The following is a 16,536-nucleotide window of genomic DNA, read 5'->3' as shown; positions in this document are numbered from 1 at the left end:
AACAGATGGTTGCGTTCTGTTTGCCGCGGGTGTAGCAATCATGCGGGGCGTAAAGAGGAGTGCGCCATGACATAAAAAAACCGCAGCCAGAGGCTGCGGTTGAGGTTAGCGGGACAACCGGGTGGTCTTTGCCTGCGGTGGATTACCAGCAGACAAAGCCGCCGTCGACCAGCAGATCGATACCGGTGCAGAATGAGGCGGCGTCGCTGGCCAGGAAAATGGCCGGGCCGGCCATCTCTTCCACGCGCGCCATGCGCTGCATTGGCGTCTGGCTTTCAAACGCCTGCGTCTGATGCACCATTTCCGGCCGGGTGTTCATCGGCGTGGCGGTATAGCCGGGGCTGATGCTGTTAACGCGGATATTTTTCGTCGTCCACTCCATGGCCAGGCTTTTGCTGAGGTGGATTACGCCGGCTTTGGCACAGTTGTAGTGCGCCTGCTCCAGACCGCGGTTGACGATAACGCCGGACATCGAGGCGATATTGATGATGGAACCGCCGCCGCCGGCGGCCATCAGTTCCGCTTCGGCTTTGCAGGCGTGCCAGACGCCGGTCAGGTTGATATCGATCACCCGCTGCCACTGCTCGGTGTCCATCTCCAGTGCCGGGTTGGCGTTGGCGATCCCGGCGGCGTTCACCGCCACGTCAAGGCGGCCATACTGTGACTTTACGCCGGCGATGGCGCTGCGCAGCGTATCGGGATCGCGTACGTCGCCGGTAAAGGCGACGGCGTGACCGCCGATAGCGTGAATATGCTGCACGGTCTCTGCCAGGCCGCCGTCTTCACGCAGGTCGAAACAGGCGACGTTAGCGCCTGCGCTGGCCAGGCCATAGGCGATAGTCTGGCCGATGCCGCTGCCGGCTCCGGTCACAAAGGCGGTGCGTCCCTGCAGGCTGAATAACTGTTGAGCGAAATCTTTGGTCACCATCGAATATTCTCCTCGCGTTTGGCGCTGTATGCGGACTGCGTCGTTGATAAGGTTTTCGGAACGGCAAAGCGTGCCTTTTCATCCCGGGCGACAAAACTGGTCAGGAAAATGCTGACGATGTACAGCCCAGCGAAGGCAAACAGCACCCCTTTGGCGCCGACGGTGGTGAACAGCAGCGCCACCAGCAGCGGGCCAACAAAGCTGGACAGCCCGGCGCCGAGGTTCAGCACCGACATCGCCGCGCCTTTTCTTTCCGGCTCCAGCGAGGGCACCAGCGCGGTGAGCGGGCAGAAGCCGGCAATCAGCGCGCCGTACAGGCTGCCCATCAGCAGCATGGCCATATAGTTGCCGCTGAACCAGATGGGCGCATAGGCCATGAAAATCATGGTGCAGGCGCAGCCGAAGCCGCCGAAAATTTGTACGGTGCGGCCCCAGCCAATGCGGTCGCCCACCACGCCCCAGATCAGATTAAAGGCGATGTTGACCGTAAAGGTCAGCGCCCAGACCTTTAACCACTGTTCGGTGGTAAAACCATGCTGCGAGAGGTAAATCGGGAAAAAGACCGGCAACGCAAACTGGGAGGTGGTGTTGATCAGCCTGACCAGGCCGCCGACGCCGACGCGGGGGTTTTCCTTGATAATCGAGATACCGCTGAGCAGGATAGCCAGCTGTTCGCCGACCGTCGTGCGTTCCCGCACCGTGCCTTTTACGCACATCAGAACGATCGCCGTACCGGCCAGCGCCCAGACAATGGCGCTCCACAGTACGCCGACGTGGCCGAGTACCGGGATCATCAGCGAGGCGTAGAAGTTGGCGACGATATACAGCCCGCCGGTAAACGCCAGGTAGAACCAGCCGACGGCGGTCGCCAAGGTTTTGGCCGGGTTGCGGTAGGTCACCCAGACCAGGAATGAGTAACAGAACAGCGGGTAGCCGAGGCCGCGGATACAGTAGGTCGGCACGATAATGGCGAAGTTCATGGTAGGCAGGGCCACCAGCAGGAACAGCACCTGGCCAACCAGCCAGAACATCGCGCCGATCAGCATGGTTTTACGCGGCCCCAGCGCTTCGGCCATCACGCCCGACAGCCATGCGCCGATCGCCACGGCAATGCCGTAGATGGCGATCAGCGTGGCGCTCTGCGGCATGCTCAGACCGCGTTCGATCAGATAGGGGGAGATCCAGGCCTGTTCAACGCCGTCGCCGACGATGAACAGCAGCACGCCGATTAAACCCCAGACCAGATCCGTTCTGAGGCCGAGTATCGTCCGCGGCTCTGAGTGAGCGGGTGTCATAAAGTACTCCGTAGGCAGGTAAGATTTATAGGAATTTTTAAGGGTTATGACATGATGAGGCCGCCATCGACATTGATGGTCTGGCCGGTAATATAAGAGGCGTCTTCCGAGGCCAGAAACATCACCAGCCCGGCGACGTCTTTAGGCTTGCCTGCGCGTTTTAACGGAATGCCTTCCACCCACTCCTGCATTAATTCGCCTTTGCCGTATTTTTTCTCCGGCGTGCTCAAGATCTCGCCCCAGACGCGGTCGTTATAATCCCACATCTCCGTTTCGATAATGCCGGGGCAAAACGCATTGACGGTAATATTGTGGGCGGCGAGTTCCAGCGCCAGACTTTGCGTAATGCCAATCACCCCCATTTTGCTGGCGGCGTAGTGCGGCGTATAAATAAAACCGACCCGTCCCTGTCCGGATGAGGTATTAATCAGGCAGCCTTTATTTTGCTTGACCATATATTTGGCCGCTTCCCGGCAGCACAGCCATACGCCGGTGGTGTTGACGTTAAGCACGCTGTCGAATTCTTTGCGCGTCATGGAATCGAAATGGTCGATGGTAATGATGCCAGCGTTCTGGATTGAGACGTCCACCGATCCGAAGGTGTCAAACGCCAGCTGGTAGAGCGCGGCAACCTGTTGTTCGTCGGTGACGTCGGCAACGAAGGGAACGATATTGCCGCGATAGCGCTGCGTTAGCCGCTCGGCCGTGGCGAGGATATCTGCCGAATAGTCGGAGATCACCAGATTGGCGCCGGCGGCGGCAAAGCGCTCGGCAATGCCTTCGCCAATACCGCGTGCGGCGCCGGTGATTACGATGGTCTGGTTGCTGAATGAATAGCTCATAACGTGGTCCTTCTGCTTCAGGGGGATCAAGATGCGTAGAGGGTGCGCTCTACCGCGCTCTGCCACTCGCGCCAGCGTTTTTGCAGGCGGCCGTGGCGTGCCATGTTGGGACGAAACTCGCCGTGTACCGGCAGGTAGTTTTTCAGTTCGTCATCGGTGATATGGGTAATGGCTTTGCGCGCCAGCAGGGCGGCGCCGATGGCCGAAAGTTCGGGGATATCGCTGCGCATAACCGGGCATCCCAGCAGATCGGCCTGGTACTGCATCAGCCAGTCGTTTTTGCTGGGGCCGCCGTCCACCATGAGCGCCGTCAGCGTGAAGTCATTATGTTGGCGCATGGCGGCGACCACGTCGGCAATCTGGTAGGCGACTGATTCCAGCGCTGCGCGAATCAGGTGCGCGCGTTTAACGCCGCGGCTTAGCCCGCAAATGACGCCTCTGGCGTGCTCGTTCCACCACGGCGCGCCTAGGCCGGTGAGTGCCGGTACGAAATACACCCCGAGGGTGGAATCCACCGAAGCCGGCAACGTATTCAGCTCATGGGCCAGCTCTGCGGCGGGCAGCTCACTTAAGCCGGTGCTGTCGGCCATCCAGGCGACGGCGTCGCCGGTGTGGGGAATATTGCCCTCCAGCCCGTAGACCAGCCGCTGCCCGTCATGCCAGGCGATGGTGGTGGCGAGCGACTGGATGTCGCATTGGGCGGAAGTCACCGGCGCCATGACGGACGAGCCGGTGCCGTAGGTGGCTTTGACGCAGCCGGGCTGTCCCAGTGCGTGGCCGAATAACGCGGCGTGCGAATCGCCGATCATTGCCATGATCGGAATACCGTCGGGAATGTCCGCCAGTCCTTTGGTATGGCCGAACAGGCCACTTGAGGGTTTGACCGCCGGCAGCGCGGCGGCGGGGATCTGGAAGATGGCCAGCATCTGTTCATCCCAGCCGCCGCTGTGCAGGTTCAGCAGCTGCGTGCGCGAGGCGTTGGAGTAATCGCAGTAAAAGGCTTCGCCCGCGGTCAGATGCCAGAGCAGCCAGCTGTCGATGGTGCCCAGGCAAATCTCGCCCTGCTCGGCGAGTGCAAAGCCGTTTGGCACCGACTCCAGCAGCCAGCGCATTTTAGAGCCGGAAAACAGCGGAGCAATGGGCAGACCGGTCGCCGCTTTAATCGGCTGCGCCTGATGATCGCGCCGCAGGCTGTCGCAAAAATCCGCGGTGCGCGAGCATTGCCAGGAGAGCGCCGCGCCGAGCGGTTTGCCGTTGCTGCGATACCAGCCGATGGCGGTTTCACGCTGATTGCTGATCGCCAGCGCGCAGACATGCTCCGCGCCGACGTGTGCCACCGCCTGCGCCAGCACGTTCAGCGAGGCTTCTACCAGCAATTCCCCCGACTGTTCTACCCAGCCTTCCCGCGGCGTCTGAATGGAGAGCGCCTGTGAAAACTTGGCGATGACCTGGCCGCATTCGTCCAGCGCGACGGCTTTGGCATTGGTGGTGCCTTCATCAAGCGCGATGATGACATTCTTTGTTGCCGACATAGAGTTTCTCCAAATAACGCAGAATTCAGGCGACGACCGGCATGGCGGAAAGCGGATCGCGTTGGCGCGGTCTGCGCCGGCAGGGCAAGGCATACGCCTTTTCTCTGCCACTTTGAATATATATTCAAGTATGACTATTTATTTAGTGCACGATAACCAAGTTGCTGAGGCTCAGCCACCGGCAAAGTCTGCAAATGTGCTTGCTATCACATTTCTAACGCGGCGCAGTGTGACGGGGAAAACGCAGGGGGATGGTTTATCTTTTTGATAAAAAGCTATTTTTTCGTGCCGCCTCCGAAGGTTTTGGGGCGGCGGTAGACACGTTAACCGAGCGGACTGGGGACAATCAGTCCGTGACCAGCATTCTGGAGGTGTGGTAATCGGTGATCAGCACATCGATATAACCGCCGTTCAGCGCGCCCTTGATGGCGGCGACTTTGTCGCGGCCGCCGGCCAGCGCGACGACGTTCGGGCATTTTTTCACTTTGTCGAGCGCCATGCCGATCACCGGATCTTCATCGTCGCTCAGCACCGGGGCGCCGTGCCGGTCAAAATAGTGCAGGCAGATATCGCCGACGGCGCCGCGCTTGGCCAACCGTGCCAGCATCTCCTCCTGATAGTAGTTACCGGAAGTTTTCAGCAGTTGGGACGGCTCCAGAATGCCGATACCGACGATGGCGACGTCGACATCATCAAAATGGGCAATCACTTCGGCGACATCGCTGCTGGCCATCAGGCGTGCTTTTTCATCCATCGAGCCTTCAATGCTCTGCGCCGGCAGTAGCCAGGCTTTGCAGTTGAGCTGCTGCGCCAGGGTCTGCGTCAGGATGGTGGCCTGCACGTTGCCGTTGGGCCCCACGCCGCCCAGCAGTTGGATAACGCCGTTCGCCTTCAGGTTCTGGGTGTGCACCTCATCCACCATGGCGCGGATGGTGCTGCTCCAGGAGGAGACGCCCACCAAATCGTTGGGCCGCAGGCGGGTTTCCATATAGTGAGCGGCGGCCGAGCCGATGGCGCGTTTCAGCACCGCGTCGGAAGCCTCTTCCGCAACGTCGACCACGATGGCCTGCTTAATGCCGTAACGCTCTTCAATGCCTTTTTCGATATTCAGAAAAATATTAGAGGGCTGAACAACGCTGATTTTGACCAGTCCCTCTTTTTGGCAGCGGGTGATGGCGCGTGAAACGAAAGATTGGGAAAGGGATAATGATTGTGCGATCTCAGACTGCTTGCGACCCTCCAGGTAGTAAAGCGTGGCAATCTTAACCAAGAGCCGTTGTTCATCCTGCTTAGCCATGTTGTTCCTCAACTATCAATTAGGTGCAATCAGTATGTTTTAGCCCGTCATCATACGCGAAAAAGTATGGACTTTAAGTGTGATGAAACTCTAATTTTTGCCAATGGTGTCGTACTGCGCTGGACAAACTTGCAGCGATGATCATACTATCATGAATATAAAATCATCGTTGAATATATATTCACGATGGCAGATATCCCGCTTTGTTAGTGAATGGGGGGCCTGTAGACGCAACGGTTTGGCAGGCTACCCCTCTTTTTTAGCCAGGCGGAATAAATATTCGTGAAGGAATAATAATTCGGAGGCGATTATGAACCCGTTCTCACTGTCAGTGTCGGAACTGGAAAGCAAAGCGCGTGCGGTACGACGCCATATTATCAACCTGAACGCCAACAGCCCCGCCGGCGGACATACCGGGGCCGATCTGTCACAGGTTGAACTGCTGACCGCGCTGTATTTCCGCATCCTGAACTGTGCGCCTGACCGCCTGGACGATCGGGATCGCGATATCTATATCCAGTCGAAGGGACATGCCGTCGGCTGCTACTACTGCGTGCTGGCGGAGGCGGGCTACTTCCCGCAACCTTGGCTGGCGACCTATCAGCATGCCAACTCACATCTGCCGGGCCATCCGGTGAAGCAGAAAACGCCGGGCATTGAATTGAACACAGGCGCGCTGGGGCACGGCTTCCCGGTGGCGGTGGGGCTGGCCATTGCCGCCAAGCGTGACAACAGCAAGCGCCGCATTTTCCTGATCACCGGCGACGGAGAACTGGCGGAAGGCAGCAACTGGGAGGCAGCGATGGCGGCGGCGCACTACAAGCTGGATAACCTGGTGGTGATTAACGATAAAAACGGGCTGCAGCTGGCCGGCGCCACCAAAGACATTATGAGCACCGATCCGCTGGATGAAAAATGGCGCGCTTTCGGGATGGAAGTCACCGAATGCCGGGGCAACGATATGGCTTCCGTGGTGGCGGCGCTGGAAAACTTGCCGCAAAACGGCAAGCCGCACGTGCTGATTGCGCACACCACCAAGGGCGCCGGCGTGTCATTTATTGCCGGCAAGCCGGAATGGCATCACCGGGTGCCGAAAGGCGATGAGATTACGCAGGCCATGGCCGAGCTGAGCGATCGGGCAGAAGAGGGGGTATAACGTGAGTAATGCAGAACATTTGGCGAACGTAATGGTGACGGCGTTTATTGATGCGGTCGATAACGGCGTCGATCTGGTGCCGGTGGTGGCGGACTCCACCTCGACGGCGAAAATCGCGCCGTTTATGCAACGCTTCCCCGATCGTCTGGTCAACGTCGGCATTGCCGAACAGACGCTGGTGGGGGCCGCGGCGGGGCTGGCGATGGCGGGGAAAATCGCCGTCACCTGTAATGCCGCGCCGTTCCTGGTCGCCCGGGCGAATGAGCAGGTGAAAGTCGACGTCTGCTACAACAATACCAATGTGAAGTTGTTCGGCCTTAATGCGGGCGCCAGCTATGGGCCGCTGGCGAGCACCCATCATGCCATCGACGATATCTCCGTGATGCGCGGCTTTGGCAATATCCAGATTTTCGCCCCTTCTTCACCGTTGGAATGCCGCCAGATCATCGACTATGCGCTGGAGCACGTCGGGCCGGTCTATATCCGGATGGACGGCAAAGCCCTGCCGGAGCTGCATGATGAGACCTACCGTTTCCAGCCGGGCGCCGTCGATGTGTTGCGCTCCGGGAGCGATGTGGCGCTGGTGGCGATGGGGTCTACGGTGCATGAGGCGATGGACGCGGCGGCCACCCTGGCGCAGCAGGGTGTCAGCGCGCAGGTGATCGGCGTACCGTCAATTCGCCCGCTGGACCGCGCTGCCCTGAGCGCTGCGCTGGGCACAATCCGCACGGTGATTACGGTCGAGGAACACAATGTGAACGGCGGCGTCGGCAGCATTGTGGCAGAAGTGCTGGCGGAATATGGTCATGGCGCACGGCTGCAACGTCTCGGCATTGCCGATGGTGAATACGCCATCGCCGCCGACCGTCAGGCAATGCGCGCGCACCATGGTCTGGATGCTGCTGGCATTGTCCGCCAGGCGCTGGCGTCGTTGCATCTATAACGGCCATTGCGCAGGTTTGCCGGCAGGGGGAGGTCACGTATGCATCCGCGACAGAGGAAAATTGTGCAGATGGTGGGCGAGCATGGCCGCCTCAGCGTCGGCGCGCTGGCGCAGGCCGTCGGCGTTTCTCTGGTCACCATCCGTCATGATTTGCAGGCGCTGCATCAGCGGGGGGAACTGTTTCGGGTGCATGGCGGCGCCGTGGCTTTGCAGAGCCATGCGCTCCGGGCCGGATTACAGCGGCGTTATGCCGCCAAACAGGGGATTGCCGGGTATGCCGCCTCGCTGGTGCGCGACGGCGATACGCTGTATCTCGACGGTTGCAGCATCAGCCTGGCGCTGATCGACGCGTTGCACGCCCGGTGCGGTCTCACCATCGTGACGACGCACCCCGATATTGCCGAGCGGCTGAAGCAGAGCGAGCATCAGGCGATGATCGTGGGCGACCTGCGGCAAACGCTAAATGATACGCGGGTCGGGACCTTTATCTGCCGCTGTCTCAGCCAGCTGCGGTTTCAACGCGCCTTTCTGGGTATCGGCGGCTGGCACTGGCAGCGCGGATTTACCGAGCCGGATCCGCAGAGCTGCGCAGTGAAAAATGTCGTCGCGGCGCACTCTGACGAAGTCGTGCTGCTGGCCGATTCGTCCAGGTTTGGCCGGGCGCATCCGCACGCGCTGGCGCCCGCCGACGCCGCCGTTACCCGGGTCATTACCGATACCAGGCTGTCGCCCAAATATCGGCAACATTTCGCCCGGCGAGCGATACGCCTGAACGTCATTAATGCGCAGGAGACCGTCTCAGGCGACTAGCACCCTGACGCCCAGCGCCTCGAACGCCTGCGCCTGCGACGGCGTGATGCCGCTGTCGGTAATCAGGTAATCGATCCTCGACCACTCGCAGGGTAAGGCGAACATGGAAACCTTATCAATCTTGCTGGAGTCGGCCACCACGTAGACCTCGCTGGCGGCGTTAATCATCGCCAGTTTCAGTTTGATATCCGTTTCACTGGGAAAACTCAGCCCCGAGCGCGGCGAGATGCAGGCGGTGGCGAGAAACAGTTTTTCCGCCAGCACGTTTTCGAAGAAACCGGCCGCCTTGTCGCCGGAGGTCGACAGCGTGGGGAACTTAAAGCTGCCGCCGGTCAGCAGGATATTGATCTCCGGCTCACCGCCCAGCGTCAGCGCGATGTTGACCGCGGTGGTGATGACCGACAGCCGCTTGATATGGGCCATATATTTGGTGATCGCGGTGGTGGTGGTGCCGGAATCGAAAATCACGGTGTCGCCGTTTTCGATATACCGCGCCGCCAGGCGGCCGATCGCATCTTTTTGCTCCAGATGGATCTGGCGTTCCAGCATCATCGCGCCGGTGTTTTGTTTCCCGGTCAACAGCGTGGCACCGCCGTGATAGCGCTGGACCAGCCCCCTTTGTTGCAGGGTGCGCAGGTCGGTACGGATGGTCGCTTCGGTCATGCCGAATGCCGCGGTGAGCGCTTTGACCGTGACCGTTCCGTCTTCCCGGACCATCTCGAGGATCTTCTCTCTGCGTAGCCGAACGTCAGCCAGCTGTTCACTTTTGCTTTTCAATCGAAAGTCACCTTTTTCGTGATTTAGGTTACCTGACGGCCCACAAACTACTTCAGATTTTAACCATATGGTGAGTCTAATGCGAGAAATACGCGTATGCACCATGCTTTCGTTCGAAAATATATTTTTGTTATGTGCATGAAATAATAGCGTAAGTTTATTTGCTAAATAGCCATATTTAGGTGGGTTTTATTGCTAATTGATTGTTATTAATGAATGTTTTTTGTTTTTACTGGCTTTTGTTTGAAATATGATCAAGTACACAAACAGAACAATATCGATCGCTTATATTTTTATTCGAAAATCAATGTGTATGAAAACGATAGTGTAGGGTTGAAAGATACGGCTGAAGCGGTTTGATTTCTCCGGGGAAAACGAGGTGATGAATCAACAGCGAGTGGTGAGGCCGGTGGGCAATAACCGACGGGGTAGCGGGGAAGGTTGTGACGAACCGCTGACGCCAATCACATAATAATGAGAGAGAGCCTGATGATGAATAAGAAACTGTTGTTATTAAGCATCGCTTCCGCCTATGTCTTTTCCGGCGCCGCGCTGGCCGCAGAAAAAGACACCATCATGATTCTGGTCAATTCACTGGATAACCCGTACTACGCCGCCGAGGCCAAAGGCGCCAATGAGAAAGCCAAAGCGCTGGGTTACAAGACCTCCGTGCTGTCGCACGGCGAAGACGTCAAAAAGCAGAATGAGCTGATCGATACCGCGATCGGTAAAAAGGTGCAGGGCATTATCCTGGATAACGCCGACTCGACCGCCAGCGTGGCGGCAATCAAAAAAGCCAAAGATGCCGGCATTCCGGTGGTGTTGATTAACCGGGAGATACCGGTTGACGATATCGCACTGGAGCAGATTACCCATAACAACTTCCAGGCCGGCTCCGAAGTGGCCAATGTGTTTGTCGAGGCGATGGGCGAAAAGGGCAAATATGCTGAGCTGACCTGCAACCTGGCGGATAACAACTGCGTGACCCGTTCCAAATCCTTCCACCAGGTGATCGACCAGTATCCGGATATGCAGAGCGTGGCGCGCCAGGACGCCAAAGGCACTCTGATTGACGGCAAGCGGGTGATGGACAGCATTTTGCAGGCTCATCCCGACGTGAAAGGCGTTATCTGTGGCAACGGCCCGGTGGCGCTGGGGGTTGTTGCGGCACTGCGCGCCGCCGGGCGCGACGACGTGGTAGTGGTCGGCATCGACGGCAGCAATGACGAACGTGACGCCGTCAAGGCCGGTGCGCTGAAGGCGACGGTGATGCTGCAGGCGCAGGCCATCGCGGCGCAAGGGGTCACCGATCTCGACAACTATATCCAGCACGGCAAACCGCCGGCCAAACAGCGGGTGATGTTCCGCGGCATTCTGATTACGCCGGAAAACGCACAGCAGGTGCAGGACTTCAACTTCAAATCTTAATGTGTTGCTGTCGCGCCCGTTGTGGCGGGCGCAGAGGAGAATGTGATGTTCACACGACTCGGGCCGGTAGTGCTGATTTTTCTGCTGGGTGGTTGCCGTATAGTTTCGCAGCAGGAACTGGCGGATTTAAAAAATCCGCCTAACCCGAAAATGGCGAATATTCCGCAAACGTGGCAACAGAAGTTGGTGCCGCAAATTGTTAATGACGCCAAAGCGGATAACGCTTTGCTTGCCGAACTGGCGGCGGCGAAAGATTTTGATGAAGCTTGCCAGCGCTATGGCTACCGCAGTCAGGCGGAAAACCCCTGCCTGTTCAGCGTCAGGCTGAGCGGCATCATCACCGACGTTAACAGCACGTCGCGCAGCGGAAAAATGACGCTGAAAACCACCGCCGGCAATGAGATCCGGGTACAGATCGGGCCGATTATCCGCGGCACTGACCTGCGTGACGCCTATAAAGGCGCAGGCTATCAGGATTTTAACGATCAGGTGCTGTTCGGCGATTACGGCCGGGCGATCAACCAGCAGGCGGCCGATATGATGCGCGATTTCAAACCGCAGGTCGGGGATCACGTCGAGGTGGTCGGCGTATTCAACAGCTGGGATCTGCCGGGCAAGATCGCCGAGGTGACCCCGGCCGCGATTACACGCCGCTAAGGAGGGAAGATGAGCGAGCAATTGGCGTACTCCGCCGCAGCGGATGTGATTATCGAGACCCGCGACGTATCCCGTCTGTACCCCGGGGTAACGGCGCTCGATCGGGTTAATTACCGGGTCTACCGCAACAGGGTCAATGTGCTAATCGGTGAAAACGGCGCCGGTAAATCAACCATGATGAAGCTGCTGGCGGGCGTGGAATCGCCCTCTTCCGGCGAAATTCTGCTGAACGGGGAAGCGGTGCTCCTGTCGTCAACGCACCAGGCGGAGCGACACGGCATCAGCATTATTTTCCAGGAGCTGAATCTGTTCCCCAATATGAATGTGATGGATAACATTTTTATCGGCAATGAGTTTTTCCAGCGGGGCGTGATTAATGAGAAGTACCAGTATGCGCTGGCCAAATCGCTGCTGGAGCGCCTTGAGCTGGATGTTGACCCTTATGCGCCGCTGGGTGAGCTGGGCATCGGTCATCAGCAACTGGTCGAGATTGCACGTGCGCTGTCCAAAGATACCCAGGTGCTGCTGATGGATGAGCCGACCAGCGCCCTGAGCCAGTCGGAAGTGAAAGTGCTGTTCAAGGTGATCGAACAGCTCAAGCGGCGCGGCGTCACCATTATCTATATCTCTCACCGGCTGGAAGAGTTGATGGAGATTGGCGATCACATCACCATTTTCCGCGACGGGCGCTTTATCAGCGAGCGTGAAGTCAGCGACGCCAGCGTGCCCTGGATCATTGAACAGATGGTGGGCGATAAGAAAAAACATTTTGACTACTCGCCTGCGCCGCAGCAAGAAACGGTGCTGCAGGTTGACGGTTTAACCGCGCTGCACCCGAACGGCGGCTATCGGCTGAATGATGTGACGTTTGCACTGCGTAAAGGCGAGGTGATCGGCATTTACGGCCTGCTGGGTGCCGGCAGAACGGAGCTGTTCAAGGGGTTGATCGGCATGCTGCCCTGTCAGCAGGGACGCGTAGCGCTACACGGCGAAGATATCAGCCGGCTTCGCTTCCAGGCGCGGTTAAAGAAGGGGATCGCGCTGGTGCCGGAAGACCGGCAGGGGGAAGGGGTGGTGCAACTGATGTCGATCAAAACCAATATGACGCTGTCTGATCTCAGCCTGAAGGGATTCCGGCGCGCCCTGCGGCCGCTGAGCCCGTCGCAGGAGCAGCATAACGTTGACGATATGGTGCGGCAGTTGGCGATCAAGGTGAGCGACAGCGAGCTGCCGATCACCTCGCTCAGCGGCGGCAATCAGCAAAAAGTGGTGCTGGGAAAGGCCTTGATGACCGGCCCCGAGGTGGTGCTGCTGGACGAGCCGACGCGCGGTATCGACGTCGGGGCGAAAACCGATGTGTATCACCTGATCGGCAAACTGGCGCACGAAGGGCTGGCGGTCATGTTCTCCTCGTCGGAACTGGATGAGGTGATGGCCCTGGCCGACCGTATTCTGGTGATGGCCGACGGACGTATTACCGCCGATCTGCCGCGCGCCGCCGTAACGCGGGAAAAATTAATCAGCGCTTCAACGCCGCATGACTGACGTCCGTCGGAGAGAAATTATGAGCCGTAAATATCTGATCTATATGTATCTGCTGAAGGCGCGCACCTTTATTGCGCTGCTGATCGTCATCGGGTTTTTCAGCGTGATGGTTCCGAACTTTCTGACCCCCTCGAACCTGCTGATCATGACGCAGCACGTGGCGATCACCGGCCTGCTGGCGATCGGCATGACGCTGGTGATTCTGACCGGCGGCATTGACCTGTCCGTCGGCGCCGTGGCGGGCATTTGCGGCATGGTGGCTGGCGCGCTGCTGACCAGCGGCGTACCGCTGTGGGGCGGCAATGTTCTGTTTTTAAACGTGCCGGAGGTGATTTTGACGGTTGCCGTATTCGGCTGCCTGCTCGGTCTGGTAAACGGCACGGTCATTACCCGTCTGGGCGTCGCGCCGTTTATCTGTACGCTGGGCATGATGTATGTGGCGCGCGGTGCGGCCCTGCTGTTTAACGACGGTGGCACTTACGCCAATCTGGTGGGGATGGCGCCGCTGGGCAATACCGGTTTTGCCACGCTGGGATCCGGCACCTTCCTGGGGGTGTATATCCCGATCTGGCTGATGCTGGCCTTTTTGCTGTTTGGCCTGTACCTGACGCGTAAAACTCCGCTCGGCCGCTATATTTATGCCGCGGGCGGCAATGAGTCCGCCGCCCGGTTGGCGGGGGTGCCGATCGTGAAGGTTAAGGTGTTTGTGTATGCCTTTTCCGGACTGTGTGCGGCACTGGTGGGGTTGATTATCGCGTCGCAACTGCAAACCGCCCACCCGATGACCGGCAATATGTTTGAAATGGATGCCATCGGTGCCACGGTGCTTGGCGGCACCGCGCTGGCGGGAGGGCGCGGTCGCGTATCGGGGTCGATCATCGGCGCTTTCGTGATCGTTTTCCTGGCGGATGGCATGGTGATGATGGGGGTGAGTGATTTTTGGCAGATGGTGATCAAGGGGCTGGTGATCGTCACTGCGGTGGTTATCGACCAGTTCCAGCAGAAGCTGCAAAGCAAGGTCGTGATGCTGCGCCGTCATGAACATAAACAGGCCATACCGCAGGCGGAAAGATCGCTATTGCGCTGAGCCGGAAGACAGTGCGGCGTTGCGGTCAGGGAGGCTGCAACGCCGTTTTTTCATCTGGCGATTGTCTCGCCAGTTATGGGCGCGCTTGAATACGATTCCGAGCCGCCGTTGCGCTCCGGCCATCTGCGCCGGTTTTTTCGTCCTGGCCGTTTGATTATCGATGGGGGATGGCGAATATCCCGGCGCTGCACACGGGATGGCAGACTGGGCTTTTGGTAAGAATTTCTTAAGCATAGAATTGCGGGCACTATAGTTTCCGACTATTCTGCTTAATCATTGTTAGCCGTCGGATTTATTGAAATATTATGTTTGGTGCGGAAAAAAGCCGTTTATTGCGTGCAAATCTGGAGCATTTGCTCCGTAGTAAAGGTGAAACGCAGGTTTCTATTAGTGAAAGCACCGGGCTTAACCGTACGACCCTGTTTAAGATATTGGACGGCCGCGTCACCAGCGTACAGAAACAGACGCTGCGTAAAATATCCGATTTTTTCGGCGTCACCATGTATGAGCTGCAGCATATCGATATTGCGACGGCGGAGAAAATCGATGCCAGTATTTCCGTTCACGGTAATATGAATGCGGCGGCGTTGCCCGTTATTCCTTTGACATCGCTGATCGAACAGGTAAACGCCGGGCGATCTGTCGGGGAGTTAACGCTCTCCTGGCCGTTAACCTACTATTACGGCCACGGGCCTAACTTGCTTGCCATATTGGTGGATAGCAATCCGCCGGAGCGTTATCGGTGCGGCGATACGCTGATTATTCGTAAAGGCGTTTATAAAAGCACCCATCTTAAGCTTCTTTTTAAGCGTGGTGCGGGTTTTTTTACCGATGCGCCGCCCTGTGTGGATGACATAGCGGCCGACATCACCGTATTAGGAGATATTCTTGAAGAACGTTATGGAAACTGAAGCTGAATATAAACTGATGGGGTTTGAACCCAATACGCATATGGCAAGGATCCTTATCCGCTCTTCAGGGAAGGTATTGAATATTCATGCTAACGATCTGGAGCGAAGTGAGATATCGCACAGCTTATCTGCACATGAAATAAAAGCGTTATACCGCCATATCTATATGGATGGGCTGGCGCCTAAAACCGAATACCAGGTAAAAGATCGCAACGACCGTTCCTGGAGCACCTATGCCGTTTTTGTGCTGGCGTTGGCTATCTTCTATCAGTTCAGCAATCTGGCGGCGATCAAGCCGGTGTATATCAGCTATTTCGATATCGTGGTGACGCCGGGCACGTTTATTTATCCCTTTACCTTTCTGGTCATTGACCTGCTCAATGAATTTTATGGTTTCCGCCTGGCCAAGCGGGCCATCCTGTACTCGGTGGCATCAAACGTGGTCATCACGCTGTTGTTATACTTATCCACCAAACTGCCGGTTATCCCGGGCTGGGCGCTTAATGAGGCGTATAATAACTTTATGATGCAGCTGTATGTTGTGCTGTTTGCCTCGACGATGGCGTTTATTACCTCTGAGCTATCCAACTCATGGATACTCTGCAAGGTGAAGGCCATGACCAACGCCCGCCACCTGTATCTGCGCATCTTCCTGAGCACCTTTGCGGCGTCCATTATCGACAGCTTTGTTTTCTGCCTGCTGGCCTTTTACGGCAAGATGGAGACCAGTGCGATCGTGAAAATGGCCATCATACAGATGATGATTAAGTCAGTTTACGCGGTGTTAAACGTGTTCCCGGCTTATTACGCACGTTTCCTTTATCGGAGATATATTCTTCATACGGAGTGAGGCTCTGCGTCCCCGCGACCTGGCGCGGCGTTGGCAGGCGATGCCTTCTCCTGCTGCTGGCTCAGGCTAACAACTACCTGCTGAACCCAATATTAAGAAAAGCGCGTGTATGACGGCGGTCTTTTACGCGCTGTATGCGCGTTTATCACCGCTGGCGCGCTGTGCGGCTGGGTGAAAGAAAATCATATTCATAAGAAAATCTGTTTTATTGTACGGATTTTGAATGCGTTTACCACATTGCCCTGCCTGCTTTCTCTAAGTGAATACATTGATAACTAAGTGTTTTCTGTTACCTTTCTTTATAAATCATCATTTTTATATTCATGTGTTGACTTTTCATGGTAAGGAAAACTACATTGTTATGAGAGGTGAAGACATCAAGGGTTATCCGTCGATAACCGGCTAGCGTAATACCAGGGGAAACACCGATAAAAGGGCGCGGAGCATATTACAGCCCTGTTATTCCAATAAAGTAATC

General features: G+C 57.1%; 15 protein-coding genes. 9 read left to right on the top strand and 6 right to left on the bottom strand.

Annotated elements, in window-relative coordinates; genetic code table 11:
- Positions 1-142: 142 nt before the first annotated feature.
- From D781_RS18725 to D781_RS18705, 5 genes are all read right to left on the bottom strand, one after another.
- Complete coding sequence (locus tag D781_RS18725) at positions 143-928, bottom strand: SDR family oxidoreductase (protein ID WP_015673905.1); 786 nt, start codon at positions 926-928, stop codon at positions 143-145.
- The gene (locus D781_RS18720) at positions 922-2,223 is read right to left on the bottom strand and encodes an MFS transporter (RefSeq protein WP_015673904.1); all 1,302 of its coding nucleotides are present in this window, start codon (positions 2,221-2,223) and stop codon (positions 922-924) included. The genes D781_RS18725 and D781_RS18720 overlap by 7 nt, the downstream gene beginning before the upstream one ends.
- Positions 2,224-2,267: 44 nt before the next feature.
- A complete protein-coding gene (locus D781_RS18715) occupies positions 2,268-3,065 on the bottom strand; it encodes a glucose 1-dehydrogenase (RefSeq protein ID WP_015673903.1) in 798 nt (265 codons plus the stop codon).
- Between the two features lie 26 nt (positions 3,066-3,091).
- Positions 3,092-4,597, bottom strand: a complete 1,506-nt coding sequence (locus D781_RS18710) for an FGGY-family carbohydrate kinase (protein ID WP_015673902.1) — start codon at positions 4,595-4,597, stop codon at positions 3,092-3,094.
- A 346-nt stretch (positions 4,598-4,943) separates the two neighbouring features.
- Positions 4,944-5,894: a sugar-binding transcriptional regulator gene (locus D781_RS18705; RefSeq protein ID WP_015673901.1), complete on the bottom strand. Its 951-nt coding sequence runs from the start codon at positions 5,892-5,894 to the stop codon at positions 4,944-4,946.
- Positions 5,895-6,204: 310 nt separating this feature from the next.
- Between D781_RS18705 and D781_RS18700 the strand changes: the two genes are divergently transcribed.
- From D781_RS18700 to D781_RS18690, 3 genes are read left to right on the top strand one after another with little or no spacing between them, the layout of a single operon-like run.
- Complete coding sequence (locus D781_RS18700; protein ID WP_015673900.1) at positions 6,205-7,050, top strand: transketolase; 846 nt, start codon at positions 6,205-6,207, stop codon at positions 7,048-7,050.
- A gap of 1 nt (position 7,051) precedes the next feature.
- Complete coding sequence (locus D781_RS18695; RefSeq protein WP_015673899.1) at positions 7,052-7,993, top strand: transketolase C-terminal domain-containing protein; 942 nt, start codon at positions 7,052-7,054, stop codon at positions 7,991-7,993.
- A 39-nt stretch (positions 7,994-8,032) separates the two neighbouring features.
- Entirely contained in the window at positions 8,033-8,803 is a 771-nt protein-coding gene (locus D781_RS18690; protein WP_015673898.1) for a DeoR/GlpR family DNA-binding transcription regulator, read from the top strand.
- On the opposite strand, the gene D781_RS18685 is transcribed toward D781_RS18690, so the two are convergent.
- Entirely contained in the window at positions 8,792-9,580 is a 789-nt protein-coding gene (locus tag D781_RS18685) for a DeoR/GlpR family DNA-binding transcription regulator (RefSeq protein WP_015673897.1), read from the bottom strand. The two genes, D781_RS18690 and D781_RS18685, sit on opposite strands and share 12 nt — an antisense overlap.
- 492 nt (positions 9,581-10,072) lie before the next feature.
- On the opposite strand from D781_RS18685, the gene D781_RS18680 reads away from it, so the two are divergent.
- The 6 genes from D781_RS18680 (at position 10,073) to D781_RS18655 (ending at position 16,058) form a co-directional block, all read left to right on the top strand.
- On the top strand, positions 10,073-11,008 hold the full coding sequence (locus D781_RS18680; RefSeq protein WP_041412223.1) for a D-ribose ABC transporter substrate-binding protein: 936 nt from the start codon (positions 10,073-10,075) through the stop codon (positions 11,006-11,008).
- A gap of 45 nt (positions 11,009-11,053) precedes the next feature.
- Positions 11,054-11,665 (top strand): DUF2291 domain-containing protein, encoded by a 612-nt coding sequence (locus D781_RS18675; RefSeq protein WP_015673895.1) that lies wholly within the window; start codon positions 11,054-11,056, stop codon positions 11,663-11,665.
- Positions 11,666-11,674: 9 nt separating this feature from the next.
- On the top strand, positions 11,675-13,210 hold the full coding sequence (locus D781_RS18670; protein ID WP_015673894.1) for a sugar ABC transporter ATP-binding protein: 1,536 nt from the start codon (positions 11,675-11,677) through the stop codon (positions 13,208-13,210).
- 19 nt (positions 13,211-13,229) lie between these two features.
- Entirely contained in the window at positions 13,230-14,297 is a 1,068-nt protein-coding gene (locus tag D781_RS18665; RefSeq protein WP_015673893.1) for an ABC transporter permease, read from the top strand.
- 305 nt (positions 14,298-14,602) lie between these two features.
- Positions 14,603-15,208 (top strand): helix-turn-helix transcriptional regulator, encoded by a 606-nt coding sequence (locus D781_RS18660; RefSeq protein WP_015673892.1) that lies wholly within the window; start codon positions 14,603-14,605, stop codon positions 15,206-15,208.
- Entirely contained in the window at positions 15,198-16,058 is an 861-nt protein-coding gene (locus tag D781_RS18655; RefSeq protein ID WP_041411897.1) for a queuosine precursor transporter, read from the top strand. Before D781_RS18660 ends, D781_RS18655 begins: the two co-directional genes overlap by 11 nt.
- Positions 16,059-16,536 lie beyond the last annotated feature (478 nt).

The sequence above is a fragment of the Serratia sp. FGI94 genome, from assembly GCF_000330865.1.
Taxonomy (GTDB): Bacteria; Pseudomonadota; Gammaproteobacteria; order Enterobacterales; family Enterobacteriaceae; genus Serratia_B; species Serratia_B rubidaea.
This window is presented reverse-complemented; position numbering and strand designations above follow the sequence as displayed.

Coding starts and splice junctions, on each gene's coding strand:
- D781_RS18725 (WP_015673905.1), bottom strand. CDS start 928: ATGGTGACCAAAGATTTCGCTCAACAGTTATTCAGCCTGCAGGGACGC.
- D781_RS18720 (WP_015673904.1), bottom strand. CDS start 2,223: ATGACACCCGCTCACTCAGAGCCGCGGACGATACTCGGCCTCAGAACG.
- D781_RS18715 (WP_015673903.1), bottom strand. CDS start 3,065: ATGAGCTATTCATTCAGCAACCAGACCATCGTAATCACCGGCGCCGCA.
- D781_RS18710 (WP_015673902.1), bottom strand. CDS start 4,597: ATGTCGGCAACAAAGAATGTCATCATCGCGCTTGATGAAGGCACCACC.
- D781_RS18705 (WP_015673901.1), bottom strand. CDS start 5,894: ATGGCTAAGCAGGATGAACAACGGCTCTTGGTTAAGATTGCCACGCTT.
- D781_RS18700 (WP_015673900.1), top strand. CDS start 6,205: ATGAACCCGTTCTCACTGTCAGTGTCGGAACTGGAAAGCAAAGCGCGT.
- D781_RS18690 (WP_015673898.1), top strand. CDS start 8,033: ATGCATCCGCGACAGAGGAAAATTGTGCAGATGGTGGGCGAGCATGGC.
- D781_RS18680 (WP_041412223.1), top strand. CDS start 10,073: ATGAATAAGAAACTGTTGTTATTAAGCATCGCTTCCGCCTATGTCTTT.
- D781_RS18675 (WP_015673895.1), top strand. CDS start 11,054: ATGTTCACACGACTCGGGCCGGTAGTGCTGATTTTTCTGCTGGGTGGT.
- D781_RS18670 (WP_015673894.1), top strand. CDS start 11,675: ATGAGCGAGCAATTGGCGTACTCCGCCGCAGCGGATGTGATTATCGAG.
- D781_RS18665 (WP_015673893.1), top strand. CDS start 13,230: ATGAGCCGTAAATATCTGATCTATATGTATCTGCTGAAGGCGCGCACC.
- D781_RS18660 (WP_015673892.1), top strand. CDS start 14,603: ATGTTTGGTGCGGAAAAAAGCCGTTTATTGCGTGCAAATCTGGAGCAT.
- D781_RS18655 (WP_041411897.1), top strand. CDS start 15,198: ATGGAAACTGAAGCTGAATATAAACTGATGGGGTTTGAACCCAATACG.